An 18,208-nucleotide genomic window follows, 5' to 3' on the forward strand; every position below is an offset into this window, starting at 1 on the left:
GTCAGACCTCGGTCTTGTCGAACTGCGATGTGCCGGGGCGGCGGCGGTAGATGTCGACGCGGCCTCCCGGGATCGGGGTGGGGGCGCCGGTGGTGGGGCGTTGTTTTATGGGTGCGGCGGCGGTGGGCGCGTTGGTGCGGGCTTGCGGGCGCAGGGGCGGCAGCGAGGAGGGGCGCGGTTGGCGGGCGGCGCTCTCGATGGCCGAAAGGGTTTGGTGCAAATGGTCGGGGCGCGGGGCGCTGGCCGTGTAGGCGGGGGTGAGCGTGCTGGGCGGGCGCACGGCTTTTTGCGCGGCGCTGGCGACGAGGGCGTCGATGTCGAGGCCCGCGATCTGTGATGAGGGGACGGTGGCTGTCGGCCTTGCACGCGGGGTTGGGGTGACGGGCGCGGGTTGCGGGGCTGGGGTCGGCTTGGCCGGGCCGGTGGCGTGACTGGCGGCACCGCCGAGATAGGCGGCTTGGACGGCGGGGTCGTGCAGCAGGACCGAGGCTTTATCCTCGCGCAGGATGCGGCCGTTTTCGAGCAGGTAGCCCCGGTCGGCGATGGCAAGGCTGAGCTTGGCGTTTTGCTCGACCAGAAGGATGCCGAGACCGGCAGCGCGCACGGCCTTGAGGTTCTGGAAGAGTTCTTTGGCGAGCAGGGGCGACAGGCCGAGGCTGGGTTCGTCCAGCATCAGGATTTCCGGGTTGGACATCATCGCGCGACCGATGGCGACCATCTGCTGCTCACCGCCCGACATGGTGCGCACGGTCTGTCCGGCGCGGTCGGTCAGCTTGGGGAACAGGCGGATGAGGCGCTCGAAATTGGCGTCGGCCTCTTCGCGGGCGCGCTGCGGGTTCGCGCCCAGCAGCAGGTTCTCGCGCACGGTGAGGTCGCCGAAGATCCCGCGCCCCTCAGGGACCAGCGCGATGCCGCGTTCGACAACCTTGTGGGCGGGAAGGCCGAGCACGGGGTCGGACCCCATGGTGACACTGCCGGTCGTCTGCCCTTCGCAGATCCCGGCGATGGCTTTGAGCAGGGTGGACTTGCCCGCCCCGTTGGCGCCCAGAATGACGACGATCTCACCCTTTTTCACGCTGAGCGCGGTGTCGGTGAGGGCGGTGTGTTTGCCGTAGCGGACGGATAGGCCAGCGATTTCAAGCATCGTCATCCCCCAGATAGGCGCGGATCACTTCGCGGTCAGAGAGAACCTCGGCGGGTGTGCCCTCGGCGATCTTGGTGCCCGAAGACATGACCACGCAGCGGTCACACAGGCTGCGGATGGCGTCCATGACATGTTCGACAAGGATGATCGTGCGGCCCTCGTCGCGCAAGGATTTGATCAGGTCGATGCCGGTGGACAGCTCGGTCGGGTTGAGACCGGCGAGCCATTCGTCGAGCAGCAGCACCTCGGGCTCTCCGGCCAGCGCGCGGGCGAGTTCGACGCGCTTGGTGTCGATATAGGTGAGGGCCGAGACGGGCAGGCCCGCGACCTGCCCCAGACCGAGGCGGTCGAGCAGGGTGTGGGCGAAACGCTCGGCCTCGGGCCCCCAGCGGCGGCGATGGCCGAAGGCGGCACCGGCAAGGACGTTTTGCGTGACGGTGAGTTCGGGCAGCAGGCGGACCAGCTGGAAGGTGCGCCCGACCCCAAGGCGCGCGACCTTGTGGGCGGGCTGCCCGGCCAGCTCGCGACCGTTCAGCTGGATCGACCCGGCGCTGGGCACGAAACTGCCCGAGATCATGTTGATCATCGTCGATTTGCCCGAGCCGTTGGGGCCGATGATGCCCATCACCTGATGCTCGGTCACGTCAAAGCTGACACCGTTCACGGCGACCAGACCGCCGAAACGCTTGGTCACGTCGCGGGCTTGCAGGATGATTTTGCTCATTGGTTGCCCCCGTAGCGGCGGCGCAGGCGGTCCCAGAGGCCGACGAAACCGCCGGGCAGGACGTAGACGATCAGCAGGAAGGCGAGGCCAAGGAGGAGCAGGGTCTGGTTGGGGGCTTGGCGGGTGATCGCTTCCCACAGTAGGGTGAAGGGGATCACCCCGGCGATGGGGCCCCAAAGGCGGCCGGTGCCACCAAGCAGCGCCATGATGACGACCTGGAACGACAGCAGCGGCGCGAAAGCGGTCGAGGGTTCGATGTAGATATAGCGCGGGGCGAGGATGGCGCCGGTGGCGGCAGCGGCGGCTCCGGGCACCATGAAGAGCAGCACTTTGGCCAGCGCGGTGTCGATGCCGGAATGCTTGGCGACGGTTTCGTCATTGCCGATGATGCGCAGGGCAAAGCCCAGTTTCGAGCGCCCGATCAGCCAGCCCGCAAGGAAGACGAGGGAGGCAAGGGCGATGAGCATCCAGTAGATTTCACGCTCGGTCAGCGAGGTCAGGACATACATCCCCCGGTGGCCGGTCTGGTTTTGTACCCAGGTGACGACCTGCCGGACCATCTCGGCCAGACCGAGGGTGAAGATGACGAAATAGACGCCCGACAGGCGCAGGGTGACCATGCCGACCAGTGCGGCCAACACCGCGCCGAGGGCGGCGGCGATGACGGGGAGGGTCCAGAACGGCAGGTCCTGAAACCCAAGGCCGGTGACGAAGGTGCCGACGCCGAAGAAGGCGGCGGTGGCGAGCGAGATGTAATGCGTGGGGCCGGAGAACAGCGCCCAGGAGGTCGAGAGCACGGCATACATGGCGATGGTGGTGCCCATGGTCAGCCAATAGGGCGAGCCGTAGACGGGCAGCAGGCAGCAGAGGCCGATCAGCAGGGCCGAGACGATCAGGTTGCGGATCTCGCGGGTGCTCATGTCGGTTTCTTTCCGAACAGACCCTGCGGGCGGAACAGCAGCACGGCTAGGAAGAGGAAATAGGCGGCGGCGAGGGTGAGGCCGGGGTCGATCAGCCGGGCGACGGCGGTTTCGGCAATGCCGAGAATTAGCGCGGCAATGATGGTGCCACGGATGTCACCAACGCCGCCCATAATGACGATGATCAGGGCTTTCATGGTGAAGAGCACGCCGACCGACGCATCGAGGGTGAAGAACATTGAAATTAGCGAGCCTCCGGTCGCAGTGATCGCACCGCCCAGTGCGAAGGCGAGGGCCGAGGTGGCCTTGACGTCGATGCCGACCAGCCGGGCCGAGCGCGGGTTAACGGCGACGGCGCGCATCCTGAGCCCGGCACGGGAATAGGTGAGCCAGAGCCAGAGCGCAGCGGCGATCACGGTGGCGATCAGGAAGGCGACGATGCGGTTCTGCGCGTAGGACGAGCCGAACATCTCGAACGGCTGGGCAAGGAAGGCATAGTTGAAATACCCGCCGCCAAAAACCCAGGTCATCACGCCGACAAAGGCAAAGGACATGCCGAAGGTCGCAAGAATGCTGTCGGTTTCCAGCTGGCCCCGGTTTTTGGCGCGGGTGACCAGCGGTTGCAGCATGACGCGGTAGAGCACCCAGTTCACGGCGAAGGCCAGGGGTGCCACGACGATCAGCGCGGCGATGGGGTTCACCTGACCGGCGGTGTAGACCCAGAAGGCAGCGAAGCCTCCGGCGACCAGCATCTCGCCATTGGCGAGGTTCATGATGCGCGCCACGCCGTATTGCAGGTTCAGCCCCATGGCGATGAGCGCATAGGTGCCGCCCAGCAAAAGGCCGGTGATCAGGATGAACATCAGGGTACGTCCGCCGTCTGGAAAATGGGGCGGCGGCGCAAGGGATGCGCCGCCGCGGTTGGGTTATTCCCAGCCGTCGAAGACTTGAACCGGCACAGCACCCTCGCGGCCACGCGCCGCGACGCCGCGGAACACGCCGTCTTGCCATTGGCCGACGGTCCAGTAGGCCTCGTTATCGTTGTTCTCGTTGAACGATACCGGACCGAGGACGGTCTCATAGGAATGCGAGCGGTCCTGCAGGTAGGTGAGGACTGCGGCGCGGTCAGGGGCGCCGACAGCCTCGATCGCCTGACCAAGGATTTCCAGCGTGGCGTAGGTGGCGGCAGAGGCCCAGAAGTCCGGTCCCTGACCGTTCAGCTCGGTGTGGGCCGTGGCGAAAGCCTGAAACGCGGGATCATCGGCATTGACGCCCCCCATGCCCAGGACGCCTTCGGCGGCAGCGCCGAAGCGGGCTTCATAGGCCGGGAAAGCGGTGGCGACGGCGGTGAAGAACACGTGCGGGGCGAAGTTCTGCACGATGGCCTGATCGGTCAGCGCGAAGGTGTCGCCGGGATAGGACCACGCGATGAACGCGTCAGGGTTCGAGGCTTTGGCACCGTCGATCACCGGGGCCAGATCCTGCGTGCCCAGCGGGTACGAGGATTCGTAGACGATCTCGAACCCGTTGGATTCCAGCACGCTGCGCGAGATGCCGGCCATTTCGATGCCGAAAGCATCGGCGACGTTGACCAGCGCCACGCGGTTGCCGATCTCGCCGCGCTCACGCAGGTCAACGAGCACATGGGCGGTGTCTTCGGCCATGACCGAAGTGCGGCCGAGCACGAAGAACATGTTGGGGAATTGCTGGGCCAGTTCCGGCTGTTGGTCGGTCACGGCGGTGCCGGTGATCATCGGATAACCGAGCTGGGCAAAGACAGGCGCTGCGGCAAGGTTCATGCCGGTGGAATAGGGCGCGACCATGAAGTCGACCTGATCCTGCGTGGCAAGGCGCTGGGCGGCCATGATCGCCTGTTGCGGGTTGGTCTGGTCGTCATATTCGATCAGCTCGATGGTCGCCGGGCCATCGGCCAGCTGCAACCCTCCGCGCGCGTTGACTTCGCTCACCCACAGGCGAACGGCCGGCCAGTGCGTCACGGTTGCGCCCCCGGCGAGCGGGCCGGTCATGGGGGCAGCGGCCCCCAGACGGATCAACGATTGCGCCGAGGCGCTTGACAGCGTGGCAACCGCCAGCGCGGCCACGGCAGCCGTGGTCATCAGAGTTCTGCGAAACATGGAATCTCCCCCTATCGTTTGAGGCGGCTGGGCCGCCCGGTTTTAGCGCGCGATAGCGAGAGAGCCGTGATCGCCGGGCTTTGGGCCATCCCCTCCTCAGGACAACGACCAGAGCCTTGCGATCCCTCTCGACAGCGACGCGTGGCGGACGCTCCCGTCATCCGCTCGTGTATACAGAATGCACCCTTCAAACGGCATTTCAACCCCTTTTTGCGAAAGTTTTCGCTGGGTTAGCGGGTCGGTATGCAGTGAGCGCAAGGGTTTGGAATGCGGGCTGCTTGCCTCGCATTTGCAGAAAAATGCTCTGCTGCGGGTGCATATTTGTGAGAAATCAAGCGTGTCGATTATGCTGCGCTGCGCGAATCCGGGGAATGTATACATTGTTTGGGGCTTGGCGCTTGCAAAACGCATGGCGGAGCGGGTGTTGCATGTTCGGCGGGCACCGAACGCAGGCTCTGCGCTTCTTCAAGAAATAGGGTCGATAACCCCTCACCAAGCCGAGGCACCGGGCCGTTTCCGGGGCAGCGTGACAGGGAGGCAGGTGCATGTTCGATCTTTTTCGCAAGCCGTCGGGAGCACCCGAGGCCAAGGCCTCGGCCGTTGGCCCGCTGACGGCTGGGGGTGTGGGCCGCATGGCGGCGATGCAGGGAACGACCCAGCCGCGCTGGACCGCCCGCGATACGGTGTCGCTGACCCGTGCCGGGTTTCAGGGCAACCCGGTGGGGTTTCGCGTGGTGCGGCTGATCTCGGAAGCGGCGGCGGCGCTGCCGCTGGTTTTGCAAGATTGCGAGCGCCGCTACGAGCAGCACCCGCTGTTGGCGCTGCTGCGCCGTCCGAACCCGGCGCAGGGGCGGGCCGAGTTCCTTGAGGCGATCTATGCGCAGTTGCTGTTGTCGGGCAACGCCTATGTGGAGGCGGTGGCCGCAGCGGAGGGGGGCGTGCCGGGTGAGCTGCATGTGCTGCGCTCGGACCGGATGAGCGTGGTGCCGGGCGCGGACGGCTGGCCGGCGGCGTATGACTACGCAGTGAGCGGGCGCAAACACCGTTTCCACATGGGAGAGGGCGCGGCACCGATCTGTCATGTGCGGGCCTATCATCCGTTGGACGATCACTATGGGTTGTCGCCCATTGAGGCCGCAGCTTCGGCGCTGGATGTCCATAACAGCGCAAGCCGCTGGTCCAAGGCGCTTTTGGACAATGCCGCGAGGCCCTCGGGGGCGATCATCTTCAAGGGCGACGATGGCGTGGGCACGATGTCGAACGAGCAGTTCGAACGGTTGCAGAGCGAGATGGAGACCCACCATCAGGGTGCGCGCAACGCCGGGCGGCCGATGCTGCTGGAGGGCGGGCTGGACTGGAAACCGATGGGCTTCAGCCCCTCGGACATGGAATTTCACAAGACCAAGGAAGCCGCCGCACGCGAGATCGCCTTGGCGTTTGGTGTGCCGCCCATGCTGCTGGGCATCCCCGGCGATGCGACCTATGCCAATTACGCCGAGGCGAACCGGGCGTTCTTTCGCCTGACGGTGCTGCCGCTGGCGGGCAAGGTGGCCGAGTCGCTGTCGCATTGGCTGTCCGGTTTTGCCGGGGTCGATCTGGCGCTGAAACCCGATCTGGATCAGGTGCCCGCGCTGGCGGTCGAGCGGGATCAGCAATGGCAGCGGGTGCTGGGTGCAGGCTTTCTGAGCGATGCCGAAAAGCGCGCGATGCTGGGGCTGCCCCCTGTGGCTGACGGCGCATGAACGCGCAGCGCAAGGCAGTCGGTGGATCGCGGTTTCTGTACGACAGTTTCGATCTGGCACAGGCGCGGATCGATGCGCAGGAGCGCGTCGAGGACGAGCGCCGCGCGGGGCTGGAGTACCGGCTGGGTCGCATCGAGGACGAGCTGCTGCGGCTTGAGAAGCGGCTGTGGCTGGCGGTGTACGGCGTGGCCTCGGGCGTGTTGGTGCATGGCGCGGTGGCCTTTCTGGCAACGCAGATGTGAGGAGGCAGGATGCACGGTCTTGAGACGAAGTTTCATCAGCCGGGCGGCGCCGGGTTGGCGCTGACGGACGGGTCGGTGATTGCGGGCTATGCCTCGGTCTTTGGGGTGCGCGACCGGGGCGGTGATGTGGTCATGCCCGGTGCCTATGCCGCGTCGCTGGCGCGGATCAAGGCGGCCTCGGGCCGGGTGCGCATGCTGTGGCAGCACGATCAGGGCCAGCCGATTGGTGTCTGGGACGAGGTGGTCGAGGATGCGCACGGACTGCGCGTCAAGGGCCGCCTGCTGAACGAAGTCGAGAAGGGCCGCGAGGCGGCGGCGCTGATGGCGGCGGGGGCGGTTGATGGGCTGAGCATTGGCTACCGCACGATCCGGGCGGAAAAGCTGCCCGACGGTGGGCGCAAGTTGATCGAGCTGGAGCTGTGGGAAGTGTCGCTGGTGACCTTTCCGATGCTGCCCGACGCGCGGGTTTCGGCCAAGTCCGACGCCGGTTTTATGGGTGAGCTGGCGCGGGCGCTTGAGGCGGCGCGTGAGGCGCTCAGTCGCTGAGGCGTTTCCGATTTTAGGTGAGACACGTGCCCCCTTCGGGGAGCGCGGTGGGGGCGGGTTGCCCGAGGGAACCCGCGCAGTGGCAACCATGAAAGGATGGATGCGATGAGCAGCGAGTTTCCCGGCCCTGTGAGCCAGGAGAAAAGCGCGACGCGGCAGCCCATTGGCGAGGCGACGCAAGTGACGAAGGCGCTGGAGGGTTTCGTGACGGAAATCAAAACCTTCCGCGCTGATATGATGGGCACTCTGAAAGAACAGGACGAGCGACTGACCATGCTGGATCGTAAATTCACCACCAAAACCGCCCGCCCCGTGCTGGCACAGGCTGACGCGGGCGAAGGCCTGCACCTCAAGGCGTTCGACGCCTATCTGCGTCAGGGCGACGACGACGGCCTGCGCGGCCTTGTGCTTGAGGGCAAGGGGCTGAATACCGCCGTCAATTCGGAAGGCGGCTATCTGGTCGATCCGCAGACCTCGGACCGTATTCACGCGGTTCTCGATGCCTCGGCGTCGATCCGCGCGATTGCCAGCGTGGTGCAGGTCGAGGCGGGCTCGTTCGATGTGCTGGTCGATCACGGCGATGTCGGTTCGGGCTGGGAGACGGAATCGTCGTCGATCACCGAGACGGGCAGCGCGGCCATCGACCGCATCTCGATCAAGCTGCACGAACTGTCGGCGATGCCGAAGGCCTCGCAGCGGCTGCTGGAAGACAGCGCGTTTGACGTCGAGGGCTGGCTGGCCGAGCGCATCGCGATGAAATTCGCCCGCGCCGAAGCGGCGGCCTTCATCAGCGGCACCGGCACCGATCAGCCGCGCGGGTTCCTGGACCATGACATCGTGGCCAATGGCACCGAAGTCTGGGGCGAACTGGGCTATGTCGCCACCGGCGCTGCGGGCGATTTCGACGCCACCAACCCGGCGGATGCCATCGTCGATCTGGTCTATGCGCTGGAGGCGGGCTACCGCGCCAATGCGGCCTTCGTGATGAACTCGAAGACCGCCGGTGCCGTGCGCAAGATGAAGGACGCCGATGGCCGCTTCCTGTGGTCGGACGGTCTGGCTGCCGGTGAGCCTGCGCGCCTGATGGGCTATCCGGTGCTGATCGCCGAGGACATGCCCGACATCGCCGCCAACGCCCATGCCGTCGCCTTTGGTGACTTCCGCGCGGGCTATACCGTGGCCGAACGCCCCGATCTGCGCGTGCTGCGCGATCCGTTCAGCGCCAAGCCGCATGTGCTGTTCTACGCGACCAAGCGCGTGGGCGGTGATGTGACCGATTTCAGCGCTATCAAACTGCTGAAATTCGCCGCGTCGTAAGCGTGGAGTGAGATTGGGCCGGTCCCGTCGGGGCCGGTTCGATGGCGGCGCAGGCGCGCGCGGGAAGGTCCGGTTGGACCCATCGTCCCGCACCGTCCGGCTGCTCCCCTCCGTGCGAGCGGTGCGGGAGCGTGTCTGCGCCGGTCAGCGCGTTGAACGGGTCAAGGAGGCCAGCATGGATCTGATCGAAACCAGCGTTGTGGACGACGGCGACCTGCCGGTCGCTGACTTTCGCGCGCATCTGCGGTTGGGCGCGGGCTTTGCTGACGAGGCGACAGGAGACCCGCTGCTGGTGCAATACCTGCGGGCAGCGATTGCGGCGGTTGAGGCGCGGATCGGCAAGGCTCTGATGAGCCGCGATTTCCGGCTGATCCTGCCCTGTTGGCGCTGGGCGGATGCGCAGGCGCTGCCGGTGGCGCCGGTGACGGCGGTGGCAGCGGTGACGATGATTGGCGGCGACGGCGTGCCCGCGGTGGTCGATCCGGCGCGGTGGCGTCTGGTGGTGGACCGTCACCGCCCGCAGCTGCTGGCGACGGGTGCGGTGTTGCCGGGGGTGCCGACAAACGGCCGGGTCGAGGTCGACTTCACCGCCGGGTTCGGGGCGAGCTGGGACGCGGTGCCGGACGATCTGCAACAGGCGGTGATGCTGCTGGCGGCGCAGTTTTATGAGGGGCGCACGGGGGGTGAACTGGGCTCGGGACCGGTGGCGGCTCTGGTGGCGCGCTGGATGCCCGTTCGGGTGACGGCAGGGGGGCATCGCTGATGGCTTATGCACTGACGCGCCCGATGGTGCTGGAGGAACCCGGCACAACGCCCGATGGCGCGGGCGGGTTCACCACCAGCTGGACGGCGCTGGGCACGCTGTGGGCCGAGTTGCGCGCGGGGTCGGGGTCTGAGCGGCGCGGGCTGATCGCGCCCGAAGGGCGGATGCTGTATCGCGTCTATCTGCGCGCCGCCCCTCAGGGCAGCCCGCAGCGCCCGCGACCGGATCAACGCCTGCGCGAAGGCGGGCGGATCTTCACCATTCTGGCGGTCAGCGAGGCCGATCCGAGCGGGGCCTATCTGGTGTGCCACGCGCGCGAGGAGGTTCCGGCATGAGCTATCAGAACGCGGCGGCCGTACAGGTCGCGCTTTATGACCTGCTGAGCGGCGATGCGACACTGGCGGGTCTGGTGCCTGGCGGCATCTTCGACGCGCCGCCCCCGGCCACCCCGCAGGGCACCTATGTGGTGCTGGGTGAAGAGGACGTCATCGACCGCTCGGACGTGAGTGGGCCGGGGGCCGAGCACCGGGTTCTGGTGCAGGTGGTCAGCGATGCGGCGGGGTTCTTGACCTCGAAGACGGCGGCGGCGCGGATCGGAGAGATCCTGCCGGGCAGCCAGCCGAGCCTGAGCAGCGGTCGGGTGGTCGCGATCTGGTTCCATCAGGCGCAGGCGCGCCGGGCCGAAGGGGCCGCGTTGCGGCGGATCGATCTGCGCTTTCGCGTGCGGGTCGAGGGTTAAGTTTCAGACATAAGGAGTGGCGGGCATGGCTGTGCAAAGCGGCAAGGATCTGTTGATCAAACTGGACGTGACCGGGGCCGGTCAGTTCGAAACCATCGCGGGGCTGCGCGCCACGCGCATCAGCTTCAACGCCGAGACGGTCGATGTGACCAGTCTGGACAGCGAAGGCGGCTGGCGCGAGTTGCTGGCCGGTGCCGGGGTCAAGGCGGCGTCGATCTCGGGGTCGGGCGTGTTCCGGGATGAGGGCACGGATGAGCGGGCGCGGGCGGTGTTCTTCAACGGCGAGATCCCGGCGTTTCAGGTGGTGATCCCCGATTTCGGCACGGTCGAAGGGCCGTTCCAGATCACCAGTCTGGACTATGCGGGCAGCTACAACGGCGAGGCGACCTATGAGTTGTCGATGGCCTCGGCCGGCGCGCTGTCGTTCGTGTCGGCGACCGAACTGGCCTTGGCGCCCGAGGATTACGAGGGCGACGGCGGCGATCAGCCCGAGCCGGACGAAGGCAGCGGTGAGCCGGTCTGATGGCCAATCCGCTGGCGGGCGAGGTGGCGCTGGTTCTGGACGGTCAGCGCCACCGGTTGAAGCTGACGCTGGGCGCGCTGGTCGAACTCGAGCAGGCGCTGGGCGCGGACAGTCTGGTGGCGCTGGTCGAACGCTTTGAAACGGGGCGATTTTCGGCGCGCGACGTTATGGCGCTGATCCTGGCCGGTTTGCATGGCGGCGGCACGCCGGTGGCGGCCTCGGTCCTGCTGAGCGCCGAGATCGAGGGTGGCCCGGTCGAGGCGTCGCGGGTCGCCGGGCAGCTTTTGGCACGCGCGTTCAGCGCGCCGGGGGCGGCGGGGTGAGTGCGCTGGACTGGCCGGGGCTGATGCGCGCCGGGATGCACGGGCTGGGGCTGCGTCCGATTGAGTTCTGGGCGCTGACCCCGGCGGAACTGATGATCATGCTGGGCCGCGACGAGGCTGCGGGCAGCGGGTTCACCCGCGCCCGGCTGGACGCGCTGCTGGCGCGCTACCCGGACGGTCCGGGGCAGGGAAAAGAGGCAGGACATGGCAACACTGGACGAGTTGAACGCGCAGCTGGCCGAGCTGGAAGCGCGGATGGGATCGACGGCGGATCTGGTGGGGTCGCTCGATTCGTCTCTGGCCGACATGGGCCGCTCTCTGGGCGACACCAGCCGTGAAATGGCGGGCCTGTCGCGCAGTCTGGGCACCGGGGTGCGCCGCGCTTTTGACGGGGTGATCTTTGACGGCATGCGTCTGTCGGATGCGATGCGCGGCTTGGGTCGGTCGATCAGCGATGCGCTCTATTCCGCCGCGATGCGCCCGGTGCAGGGCGCGCTGGGCGGGGCACTGTCGTCGGTGGTTGGCGGGCTGATGAACAGCGTGCTGCCCTTTGCCAATGGCGCGTCGTTCAGTCAGGGCCGGGTGATGCCCTTCGCGCAGGGCGGCGTGGTGTCCTCGCCGGTGAGTTTCCCGATGCGCGGCGGCACCGGCCTGATGGGCGAGGCCGGACCCGAAGCGATCCTGCCGCTGGCGCGCGGCGCTGACGGGCGGCTGGGGGTGCGTGGGGCTGGTGGCGGGCGGGCAACCAGCGTGGTGATCAACGTCCACACGCCCGATGTCGCCGGGTTTCAGCGCAGCCAGAGCCAGATCGCCGCGCAGATGCAGCGCCTGCTGGCGCAAGGGCAAAGGAATTACTGACCATGGCATTTCACGATATCCGCTTTCCCGCCACGCTGAGCTTTGGCTCGCTGGGCGGGCCGGAGCGCCGGACCGAGATCGTCACGCTGGCGAACGGGTTCGAGGAACGAAACACCCCCTGGGCGCAGGCCCGGCGGCGCTATGACGCGGGGCTGGGGCTGCGTTCGCTCGACGATGTCGAACAACTGATCGCGTTTTTCGAGGCGCGTCAGGGCATGCTGCACGGGTTCCGCTGGAAAGACTGGGCGGATTTCAAGACCTGCCGCGCCTCGCAATCGGTGGGGCCGCTGGACCAGTCGCTGGGCTTTGGCGACGGGGTGACGACCGTGTTCCAGCTGTCGAAAACCTATCGCTCGGGCGAGTGGGCGTCAGCCCGTGTGATTGCCAAGCCGGTGGCCGGAACGGTGCGGGCGGCGATTGGCGGGACCGAAGTGGGTGAGGCGGTGGAGTGGTCGGTCGACACCTCCAGCGGCCAGATCACCTTCACCTCGCCGCCGGGTGTAGGGGCCGAGATCACCATCGGCTGCGAGTTCGACGTGCCGGTGCGGTTTGATACCGATCTGGTGCAGGTCTCGGTCGCCAGTTTCAAGGCGGGCGAGGTGCCCAAGGTGCCGGTGATCGAGGTGCGCCAATGAGCGAGGTGATCACCACCCGCGCCCGCGCCTGGGCGCTGAGCCGCGCCGATGGCACGGTGCTGGGCTTTACCGACCATGACCGCGATCTGAGCTTTGACGGGATGGCGTTTCGGGCCGGGACCGGCATGACCGCCAGCGCCATCATGCAGGGCACCGGGCTGGCGGTGGACAACACCGAGGCCGCAGGCGCGCTGAGCGACGCGGCGCTGCGTGAGGATGACATCCTTGCCGGGCGCTATGACGGGGCCGAGCTGACCATCTGGGAGGTCGACTGGACTGACCCCACCTGGCGGCGTGTGCTGTTTCGCGGCGCGCTGGGCGAGATCACGCGGGCGGGCGGGGCGTTCAAGGCCGAGCTGCGCGGGCTGACCGAGCCGCTGTCGCAAAGCGGCGGGCGGGTGTTTGGGGCGCTGTGCCCGGCGGTGCTGGGCGATGCGGACTGTGGCTTCGATCTGGATCAGCCGGGGTTCGTGGCCGAGGTGGATCTGCTGGGCGTCGATGAGGGCGGCGCGGTGCTCGATCTGCCCGAGCTGCCCGACTACGCCGCCGACTGGTTCGTCGACGGGCAGGCGCGGTTCCTGACGGGCGCGGCCGCAGGCATGGCGGTGCCGGTGCGGCGCGAAGAGCGGGCCGGCACGCTGCGGCGGCTGCATCTGTGGTCGGTGCCGGGGTTTGCACCTGCGGCGGGCGACCGGGTGCGGGTTGAGGCGGGGTGCGACAAGCGATTCCAGACCTGCCGCTTCAAGTTCCTCAATACGCTGAATTTTCAGGGCTTCCCGCATGTACCCAGCGACGACTGGCTGCAGGCCACGCCGCGCGCGGATGGCCCCAATACCGGCGGCAAGCGGCCCAATGGCTGACGCGCGGGGCTTGTTGGTGACTGAGGCGCGGCGCTGGATTGGCACGCCGTACTGCCATCAGGCCTCGACACTTGGCGCGGGCTGCGACTGTCTGGGTCTGGTGCGTGGCGTGTGGCGGGCGCGGCACGGGGCCGAACCTGTGGCGATCCCGCCCTACGGCCCGGACTGGTCGGAACCGGCGCGCGACGAGGCCCTGTGGCGCGCGTTGGCACACCACCTGCGCCCGGCGTCCGAGCCCTTGCAGCCGGGCGACGTGCTGCTGTTTCGCATGCGCGCGGCTTCTGTCGCCAAGCATCTGGGCATCCTGACGCAAGCCGGTGCACAGCCGCGCTTTGTCCACGCCTACAGCGGCCACGGGGTTGTCGAGAGCCCGCTGAGCCCCCCTTGGGCGCGCCGGATCGTGGCGCGCTTTGACATGACGTGATCGAAAAGGAGCCATCGGTATGGCGACTCTGCTTCTGTCTGCCGCCGGTGCGGCCATTGGTGCGAATTTTGGTGGTGCGGTGCTGGGCCTGTCGGGGCTGGTCATCGGGCGCGCGATTGGGGCGACTGTCGGGCGGCTGATCGACCAACGGTTGCTGGGGCTGGGCTCGGGCTCGGTCGAGACGGCGCGCATTCAGCGGCTGCACATTACCGGCGCGGGTGAAGGCGTGCCGATCCCTCGTATCTGGGGGCGGATGCGCACGGCGGGGCATGTCATCTGGGCCTCGGATTTCAACGAAATCCCCGGCGGCTCGCGCCGCGCCAAGGGTGGGCTTGGGCCGAAGGTCACCGAGCAGTCGCGCTATGTGGTAAGCGTGGCGATTGCGCTCTGCGAGGGCGAGATCGGCGGCATTGGCCGGATCTGGGCTTACGGCGACGAGATCGCGCGCAGCGACCTGAACCTGCGGGTTTACCCCGGCACGATGGACCAATCGCCCGATCCCAAAATCGAGGCGGTCGAGGGCGACGGCGCGGCACCAGCCTATCGCGGCACGGCCTATGTGGTGATCGAGGATCTGGATCTGGGGCCGTTTGGCAACCGGCTGCCGAACCTCAGTTTCGAGGTGATCCGCGCCGCGCAGGCCGAGGGGGTCAGCACCTTGCAGGATGCGGTGCAGGGCGTGGCATGGTTGCCGGGAGCGGGCGAATATGCGCTGGCGACGGAGAAGGTGCTGCTGGCCTCGTCCGAGGCCGAGCTTTTCGCACCCGAGTTTTCGATTTCGGGTCAGGATACACAGGGTTACGCCAATGCGCATAGCCCCTCGGGTGCGGCGGATTTTCCGACCTCGCTGACGGCGTTGCAAACGGAGTTGCCGAAGGCGCAGTCGAGCCTGCTCATCGCCTCGTGGTTCGGGGATGATCTGCGCTGCAGTGAGTGTCTGATCAAACCCAAGATCGAGTTCGACAACCGGATAGGCAAGGACCATGCGTGGCAAGTGGCCGGGTTGGGCCGGGATGATGCCGAGCTGGTGCCGCAAGTCGCTGATAAGCCGGTCTATGGCGGCACGCCCTCGGATCGGTCGATCCTGCAGGCGATTGAAGCGTTGAACGACGCGGGGCAGGCGGTGGTATTCTACCCCTTCCTGCTGATGGAGCAACTGACCGGGAACGGTTTGCCCGATCCGTGGTCCGAGGCCGAGGACCAGCCGGTCTTGCCGTGGCGCGGACGCATTACGCTGGACAAGGCACCGGGTCAGACCGGTTCAACCGATCGCTCGGCGGCGGCCGAAGCCGAGGTCGCCGCGTTCTTTGGCACCGCGCAGGCGTCGGATTTCACCGTGTCGCCGGGGTCGGTCAGCTATTCCGGCCCGGTCGAGTGGTCCTACCGCCGCTTCATCCTGCATTACGCGGCGCTCTGTGCGGCCTCGGATGGGGTCGAGGCGTTCTGCATCGGGTCGGAAATGCGGGCGCTGTTGCAGATCCGGGGTGCGGATGACAGCTTCCCCGCCGTGGTGCAGATGGTCGATCTGCTGCACGAGGTGCGCATGGTGCTGGGTGGGTCGGTCAAGCTGGTCTATGCCGCCGACTGGTCGGAATATTTCGGCTATGACGCAGGCGAGGGGAACCGCTACTTCCACCTCGATGCGCTCTGGGCCGATGATGATCTCGACGTGATCGGCATCGACAACTACATGCCGCTCGCTGACTGGCGCGAGGGTGAGGGGCATGCCGATTGGCAGGCGGGCTGGCGCGACTTCTATAATCTCGACTATCTTCAGGCCAATATATCGGGTGGGGAGGGGTACGACTGGTACTATTCCGACAATCCCCAGCGTGACGCGCAAGAGCGCACGCCGATCACCGATGGCGAAGCCGAGCCTTGGATCTGGCGCTACAAGGATCTGCGCGCGTGGTGGGAGAACCCGCACACCGAGCGGATCGGCGGCGTTCGGGCCGCAGAGTCGACCGACTGGCAGCCGCGCTCGAAACCCGTCTGGTTCACCGAATACGGCTGCGCGGCAATCGACAAAGGGGCCAACCAGCCCAACAAATTCATCGACCCGAAATCCTCGGAATCGCAGGCACCGTATTATTCTACCGGCGTGCGCGATGACCTGATGCAGATGCAATATCTGCGCGCAATGCATGGCTATTGGACCGATCCGGCCAATAACCCGGTTTCGGATGTCTATGCTGGGCGGATGCTCGACTGGTCACGCAGCCACGCCTGGGCCTGGGACGCGCGGCCCTGGCCACAGTTCCCGGCAGCGACAGATACATGGGCGGATGGCGACAACTGGCTGCGCGGGCACTGGCTGACCGGGCGCGCAGCGTCGCAGCCGCTGGACGCGTTGGTGGCCGAGATTTGCCAGCGCGCCGGGATTGCTGCCTTTGACGTCAGCCGGCTTTATGGCGTGGTGCGCGGCTATGCCGTGCCCTCGACCGCGACAGGCCGCGCGGCGTTGCAGCCGCTGATGCTGGCGCACGGGTTCGAAGCGGTCGAGCGCGACGGCGTGCTGGTGTTCCGCATGCGGACCGGGCGCGCGCCGGTGGCGCTGGACGCGGGCGATCTGGTGGCGCGGGAGGGCGGTGATCTGGAGCTGTCGCGCGCCTCGGCTCCCGACACGGCCGGGCGCTTGCGGCTTACGTATATCGAGGCCGAGGGCGGCTTCGAGACGCGCGCCGCCGAGGCTGTTCACCCCGACGATCCGGCCGGCAGCGTGGCCGACAGTGAATTGCCGCTGACGTTGACGCGCGGCGAAGCCCGCACGGCGGTCAAGCGCTGGCTGACAGAATCACGCATCGCGCGGGACGTGGCGAAATTCGGCCTGCCGATGTCGTCGTCACTCGCCGTTGGCGACGTCGTGGCACTGGGGCAGGGTGAGAGCACGCGGCACTACCGGATCGACCGGATGGAGCTGACCGGCGAGCGCGCGCTTGAGGCGGTGCGCATCGAGCCGGGCCTTTACCGCCACCGCGATGCCAGCGACGACCTGCCGGTCGCGGGGGCGTATCTGCCCCCGGTCCCGGTCTTGCCGATCTTCCTGGACCTGCCGCTGATGCGCGGCGACGAGGTCGAGCACGCGCCGCATCTGGCCGTCACGGGCACGCCGTGGCCGGGCGTCGTCGCTGCATATGACGCGCCTGTGGCAGGCAGTTTTTCGCTGAACACACTGGTGGGGCTGCGCGCGACGGTCGGGCAGACACGCACGCCTTTGCACCGCGCGGCACCAATGGTCGAGCAGCGTGGTCACGGGGTCGACGTCACGTTTGCCCAAGGGGCGGTGCTGGCCTCGGTCAGCGAGGCGGAACGGCTTGATGGTGCGAATATCGCGGCGATTGGCATCGGCGGAAACTGGGAGCTGTTCCAATTCGCGCAGGCCGCGTTGATCGAGCCGGGTGTGTGGCGGCTCACGGGGCTGTGGCGCGGTCAGTTCGGGACCGAGCGAGTGATGCCCGATACCTGGGCTCCGGGCGCTGTTGTAGTGTTGCTCGACGGTGCGCCACAACAGGTGGATCTGCCCTCCTCGGCACGCGGCGTGGCGCGGCGGTGGCGGGTGGGACCGGCGGCGCTGGCCTATGACGATCCGGTCTATGTCGAAAGCACGCAGGCCTTTGCGGGCAACGGGTTGCGGCCCTATGCGCCCGCTTTCCTGACGGCCGAGCGGCCCGCAGGCGGGGGCGCGCTGGCGATCCGCTGGACCCGGCGGACCCGCAAGGGGGGCGATGGTTGGGACGCGCCCGAGGTACCGCTGAGCGAGGAAAGCGAGACCTATCAGCTGCGTATCCGGTCCGGTGGGGACGTGGTGCGCACGGTCACGCTGAGCGCGCCGTCTTACAGCTACACCCCTGCGCAGCAAGCAGCCGACGGGGTGAGCGGGGCGTTTGTGGTCGAGGTTGCGCAGGTCTCGGCCAGCTACGGACCGGGGCTTTACGCGACGGTCGATGTGGCGGGCTGATGCGGCCGGTCACGCTGACCGATCTTGCCGCCGCCGCGCGGGTGCTGCTGGCTTTGCCAGAGGCACAGCGCGCGGCGGGTTTGGCGGCGTTACTTGCGCGGGCTCAGACGGCGGAGCAGCATCGTCGTGACACAGGGCGCAACCATCCGGCTTATGGCAATGGCACGCTGCTGGCAGCGGCTCTGGCGCATCCGTTTGCCGAGCCGCAAAGCCCCGGCACGCAGGACTATCTGACCTGCCTCTCACTGGTGCTCGACGCCCTTGTGGCGCGCAACCGCACAAGCTGAGTTCGGGCCACTGGAAAATCCGGTCCGATCGTTTATCTTTGTGGGCAGACAAGCTGCGGAGAAGCGCG

At 67.3% G+C, this 18,208-nt stretch carries 20 protein-coding genes and 1 pseudogene; 16 read left to right on the forward strand and 5 right to left on the reverse strand.

Going from position 1 to position 18,208, the window contains the following annotated elements:
- Window position 1: 1 nt before the first annotated feature.
- From EAE28_RS24345 to EAE28_RS09300, 5 genes are all read right to left on the reverse strand, one after another.
- Window positions 2-1,144 carry an ATP-binding cassette domain-containing protein gene (locus tag EAE28_RS24345; RefSeq protein ID WP_181954484.1) on the reverse strand — a complete coding sequence of 381 codons (1,143 nt, stop codon included), beginning with the start codon at window positions 1,142-1,144 and terminating at the stop codon, window positions 2-4.
- A complete protein-coding gene (locus EAE28_RS09285) occupies window positions 1,137-1,868 on the reverse strand; it encodes an ABC transporter ATP-binding protein (protein ID WP_127105571.1) in 732 nt (243 codons plus the stop codon). The genes EAE28_RS24345 and EAE28_RS09285 overlap by 8 nt, the downstream gene beginning before the upstream one ends.
- A complete protein-coding gene (locus EAE28_RS09290) occupies window positions 1,865-2,788 on the reverse strand; it encodes a branched-chain amino acid ABC transporter permease (RefSeq protein WP_127105572.1) in 924 nt (307 codons plus the stop codon). Before EAE28_RS09290 ends, EAE28_RS09285 begins: the two co-directional genes overlap by 4 nt.
- Window positions 2,785-3,651: a branched-chain amino acid ABC transporter permease gene (locus tag EAE28_RS09295; RefSeq protein WP_127105573.1), complete on the reverse strand. Its 867-nt coding sequence runs from the start codon at window positions 3,649-3,651 to the stop codon at window positions 2,785-2,787. The genes EAE28_RS09290 and EAE28_RS09295 overlap by 4 nt, the downstream gene beginning before the upstream one ends.
- A 63-nt stretch (window positions 3,652-3,714) precedes the next feature.
- Window positions 3,715-4,923 (reverse strand): amino acid ABC transporter substrate-binding protein, encoded by a 1,209-nt coding sequence (locus tag EAE28_RS09300; RefSeq protein ID WP_127105574.1) that lies wholly within the window; start codon window positions 4,921-4,923, stop codon window positions 3,715-3,717.
- A 545-nt stretch (window positions 4,924-5,468) separates the two neighbouring features.
- On the opposite strand from EAE28_RS09300, the gene EAE28_RS09305 reads away from it, so the two are divergent.
- The 16 genes and pseudogenes from EAE28_RS09305 to EAE28_RS09380 all read left to right on the forward strand — a co-directional run bounded on the left by EAE28_RS09305 (window position 5,469) and on the right by EAE28_RS09380 (window position 18,140).
- Entirely contained in the window at window positions 5,469-6,665 is a 1,197-nt protein-coding gene (locus tag EAE28_RS09305) for a phage portal protein (RefSeq protein ID WP_127105575.1), read from the forward strand.
- Window positions 6,662-6,907, forward strand: coding sequence for a GTA head formation protein, RCAP_rcc01685 family (locus tag EAE28_RS09310; RefSeq protein WP_127105576.1), 246 nt, complete (start codon window positions 6,662-6,664; stop codon window positions 6,905-6,907). Before EAE28_RS09305 ends, EAE28_RS09310 begins: the two co-directional genes overlap by 4 nt.
- 9 nt (window positions 6,908-6,916) lie before the next feature.
- Complete coding sequence (locus tag EAE28_RS09315) at window positions 6,917-7,453, forward strand: HK97 family phage prohead protease (RefSeq protein WP_127105577.1); 537 nt, start codon at window positions 6,917-6,919, stop codon at window positions 7,451-7,453.
- Window positions 7,454-7,558: 105 nt separating this feature from the next.
- Window positions 7,559-8,770, forward strand: a complete 1,212-nt coding sequence (locus EAE28_RS09320) for a phage major capsid protein (RefSeq protein WP_127105578.1) — start codon at window positions 7,559-7,561, stop codon at window positions 8,768-8,770.
- 175 nt (window positions 8,771-8,945) lie between these two features.
- Window positions 8,946-9,533 carry a head-tail connector protein gene (locus EAE28_RS09325; protein ID WP_127105579.1) on the forward strand — a complete coding sequence of 196 codons (588 nt, stop codon included), beginning with the start codon at window positions 8,946-8,948 and terminating at the stop codon, window positions 9,531-9,533.
- Complete coding sequence (locus EAE28_RS09330) at window positions 9,533-9,868, forward strand: head-tail adaptor protein (protein ID WP_127105580.1); 336 nt, start codon at window positions 9,533-9,535, stop codon at window positions 9,866-9,868. The genes EAE28_RS09325 and EAE28_RS09330 overlap by 1 nt, the downstream gene beginning before the upstream one ends.
- On the forward strand, window positions 9,865-10,272 hold the full coding sequence (locus EAE28_RS09335; protein WP_127105581.1) for a DUF3168 domain-containing protein: 408 nt from the start codon (window positions 9,865-9,867) through the stop codon (window positions 10,270-10,272). Before EAE28_RS09330 ends, EAE28_RS09335 begins: the two co-directional genes overlap by 4 nt.
- A 25-nt stretch (window positions 10,273-10,297) precedes the next feature.
- Window positions 10,298-10,705 (forward strand): annotated as a pseudogene (locus EAE28_RS09340) (phage major tail protein, TP901-1 family); the annotation flags it as partial.
- A gap of 89 nt (window positions 10,706-10,794) precedes the next feature.
- Complete coding sequence (locus EAE28_RS09345) at window positions 10,795-11,118, forward strand: gene transfer agent family protein (protein ID WP_127105583.1); 324 nt, start codon at window positions 10,795-10,797, stop codon at window positions 11,116-11,118.
- A 35-nt stretch (window positions 11,119-11,153) separates the two neighbouring features.
- Window positions 11,154-11,456 (forward strand): phage tail assembly chaperone, encoded by a 303-nt coding sequence (locus EAE28_RS24395; protein WP_425466770.1) that lies wholly within the window; start codon window positions 11,154-11,156, stop codon window positions 11,454-11,456.
- On the forward strand, window positions 11,374-11,976 hold the full coding sequence (locus tag EAE28_RS09355) for a phage tail tape measure protein (protein WP_342773090.1): 603 nt from the start codon (window positions 11,374-11,376) through the stop codon (window positions 11,974-11,976). The genes EAE28_RS24395 and EAE28_RS09355 overlap by 83 nt, the downstream gene beginning before the upstream one ends.
- A gap of 2 nt (window positions 11,977-11,978) precedes the next feature.
- On the forward strand, window positions 11,979-12,611 hold the full coding sequence (locus tag EAE28_RS09360) for a DUF2460 domain-containing protein (RefSeq protein WP_127105585.1): 633 nt from the start codon (window positions 11,979-11,981) through the stop codon (window positions 12,609-12,611).
- Window positions 12,608-13,471, forward strand: a complete 864-nt coding sequence (locus tag EAE28_RS09365) for a DUF2163 domain-containing protein (RefSeq protein ID WP_127105586.1) — start codon at window positions 12,608-12,610, stop codon at window positions 13,469-13,471. The genes EAE28_RS09360 and EAE28_RS09365 overlap by 4 nt, the downstream gene beginning before the upstream one ends.
- Window positions 13,464-13,895, forward strand: a complete 432-nt coding sequence (locus tag EAE28_RS09370) for an NlpC/P60 family protein (RefSeq protein ID WP_127105587.1) — start codon at window positions 13,464-13,466, stop codon at window positions 13,893-13,895. Before EAE28_RS09365 ends, EAE28_RS09370 begins: the two co-directional genes overlap by 8 nt.
- Window positions 13,896-13,914: 19 nt before the next feature.
- The gene (locus tag EAE28_RS09375; protein WP_127105588.1) at window positions 13,915-17,853 is read left to right on the forward strand and encodes a baseplate multidomain protein megatron; all 3,939 of its coding nucleotides are present in this window, start codon (window positions 13,915-13,917) and stop codon (window positions 17,851-17,853) included.
- Complete coding sequence (locus tag EAE28_RS09380) at window positions 17,853-18,140, forward strand: DUF7742 family protein (RefSeq protein ID WP_127105589.1); 288 nt, start codon at window positions 17,853-17,855, stop codon at window positions 18,138-18,140. The genes EAE28_RS09375 and EAE28_RS09380 overlap by 1 nt, the downstream gene beginning before the upstream one ends.
- Window positions 18,141-18,208: the final 68 nt, after the last annotated feature.

The organism is Pararhodobacter zhoushanensis (assembly GCF_003990445.1).
In the GTDB taxonomy this organism is placed as follows: domain Bacteria; phylum Pseudomonadota; class Alphaproteobacteria; order Rhodobacterales; family Rhodobacteraceae; genus Pararhodobacter; species Pararhodobacter zhoushanensis.

Bases quoted from the DNA above. Each gene is read 5' to 3' on its own strand.
- EAE28_RS24345 (WP_181954484.1), bottom strand. From the start codon at position 1,144: ATGCTTGAAATCGCTGGCCTATCCGTCCGCTACGGCAAACACACCGCC.
- EAE28_RS09285 (WP_127105571.1), bottom strand. From the start codon at position 1,868: ATGAGCAAAATCATCCTGCAAGCCCGCGACGTGACCAAGCGTTTCGGC.
- EAE28_RS09290 (WP_127105572.1), bottom strand. From the start codon at position 2,788: ATGAGCACCCGCGAGATCCGCAACCTGATCGTCTCGGCCCTGCTGATC.
- EAE28_RS09295 (WP_127105573.1), bottom strand. From the start codon at position 3,651: ATGTTCATCCTGATCACCGGCCTTTTGCTGGGCGGCACCTATGCGCTC.
- EAE28_RS09300 (WP_127105574.1), bottom strand. From the start codon at position 4,923: ATGTTTCGCAGAACTCTGATGACCACGGCTGCCGTGGCCGCGCTGGCG.
- EAE28_RS09305 (WP_127105575.1), top strand. From the start codon at position 5,469: ATGTTCGATCTTTTTCGCAAGCCGTCGGGAGCACCCGAGGCCAAGGCC.
- EAE28_RS09310 (WP_127105576.1), top strand. From the start codon at position 6,662: ATGAACGCGCAGCGCAAGGCAGTCGGTGGATCGCGGTTTCTGTACGAC.
- EAE28_RS09315 (WP_127105577.1), top strand. From the start codon at position 6,917: ATGCACGGTCTTGAGACGAAGTTTCATCAGCCGGGCGGCGCCGGGTTG.
- EAE28_RS09320 (WP_127105578.1), top strand. From the start codon at position 7,559: ATGAGCAGCGAGTTTCCCGGCCCTGTGAGCCAGGAGAAAAGCGCGACG.
- EAE28_RS09325 (WP_127105579.1), top strand. From the start codon at position 8,946: ATGGATCTGATCGAAACCAGCGTTGTGGACGACGGCGACCTGCCGGTC.
- EAE28_RS09330 (WP_127105580.1), top strand. From the start codon at position 9,533: ATGGCTTATGCACTGACGCGCCCGATGGTGCTGGAGGAACCCGGCACA.
- EAE28_RS09335 (WP_127105581.1), top strand. From the start codon at position 9,865: ATGAGCTATCAGAACGCGGCGGCCGTACAGGTCGCGCTTTATGACCTG.
- EAE28_RS09345 (WP_127105583.1), top strand. From the start codon at position 10,795: ATGGCCAATCCGCTGGCGGGCGAGGTGGCGCTGGTTCTGGACGGTCAG.
- EAE28_RS24395 (WP_425466770.1), top strand. From the start codon at position 11,154: ATGCACGGGCTGGGGCTGCGTCCGATTGAGTTCTGGGCGCTGACCCCG.
- EAE28_RS09355 (WP_342773090.1), top strand. From the start codon at position 11,374: ATGGGATCGACGGCGGATCTGGTGGGGTCGCTCGATTCGTCTCTGGCC.
- EAE28_RS09360 (WP_127105585.1), top strand. From the start codon at position 11,979: ATGGCATTTCACGATATCCGCTTTCCCGCCACGCTGAGCTTTGGCTCG.
- EAE28_RS09365 (WP_127105586.1), top strand. From the start codon at position 12,608: ATGAGCGAGGTGATCACCACCCGCGCCCGCGCCTGGGCGCTGAGCCGC.
- EAE28_RS09370 (WP_127105587.1), top strand. From the start codon at position 13,464: ATGGCTGACGCGCGGGGCTTGTTGGTGACTGAGGCGCGGCGCTGGATT.
- EAE28_RS09375 (WP_127105588.1), top strand. From the start codon at position 13,915: ATGGCGACTCTGCTTCTGTCTGCCGCCGGTGCGGCCATTGGTGCGAAT.
- EAE28_RS09380 (WP_127105589.1), top strand. From the start codon at position 17,853: ATGCGGCCGGTCACGCTGACCGATCTTGCCGCCGCCGCGCGGGTGCTG.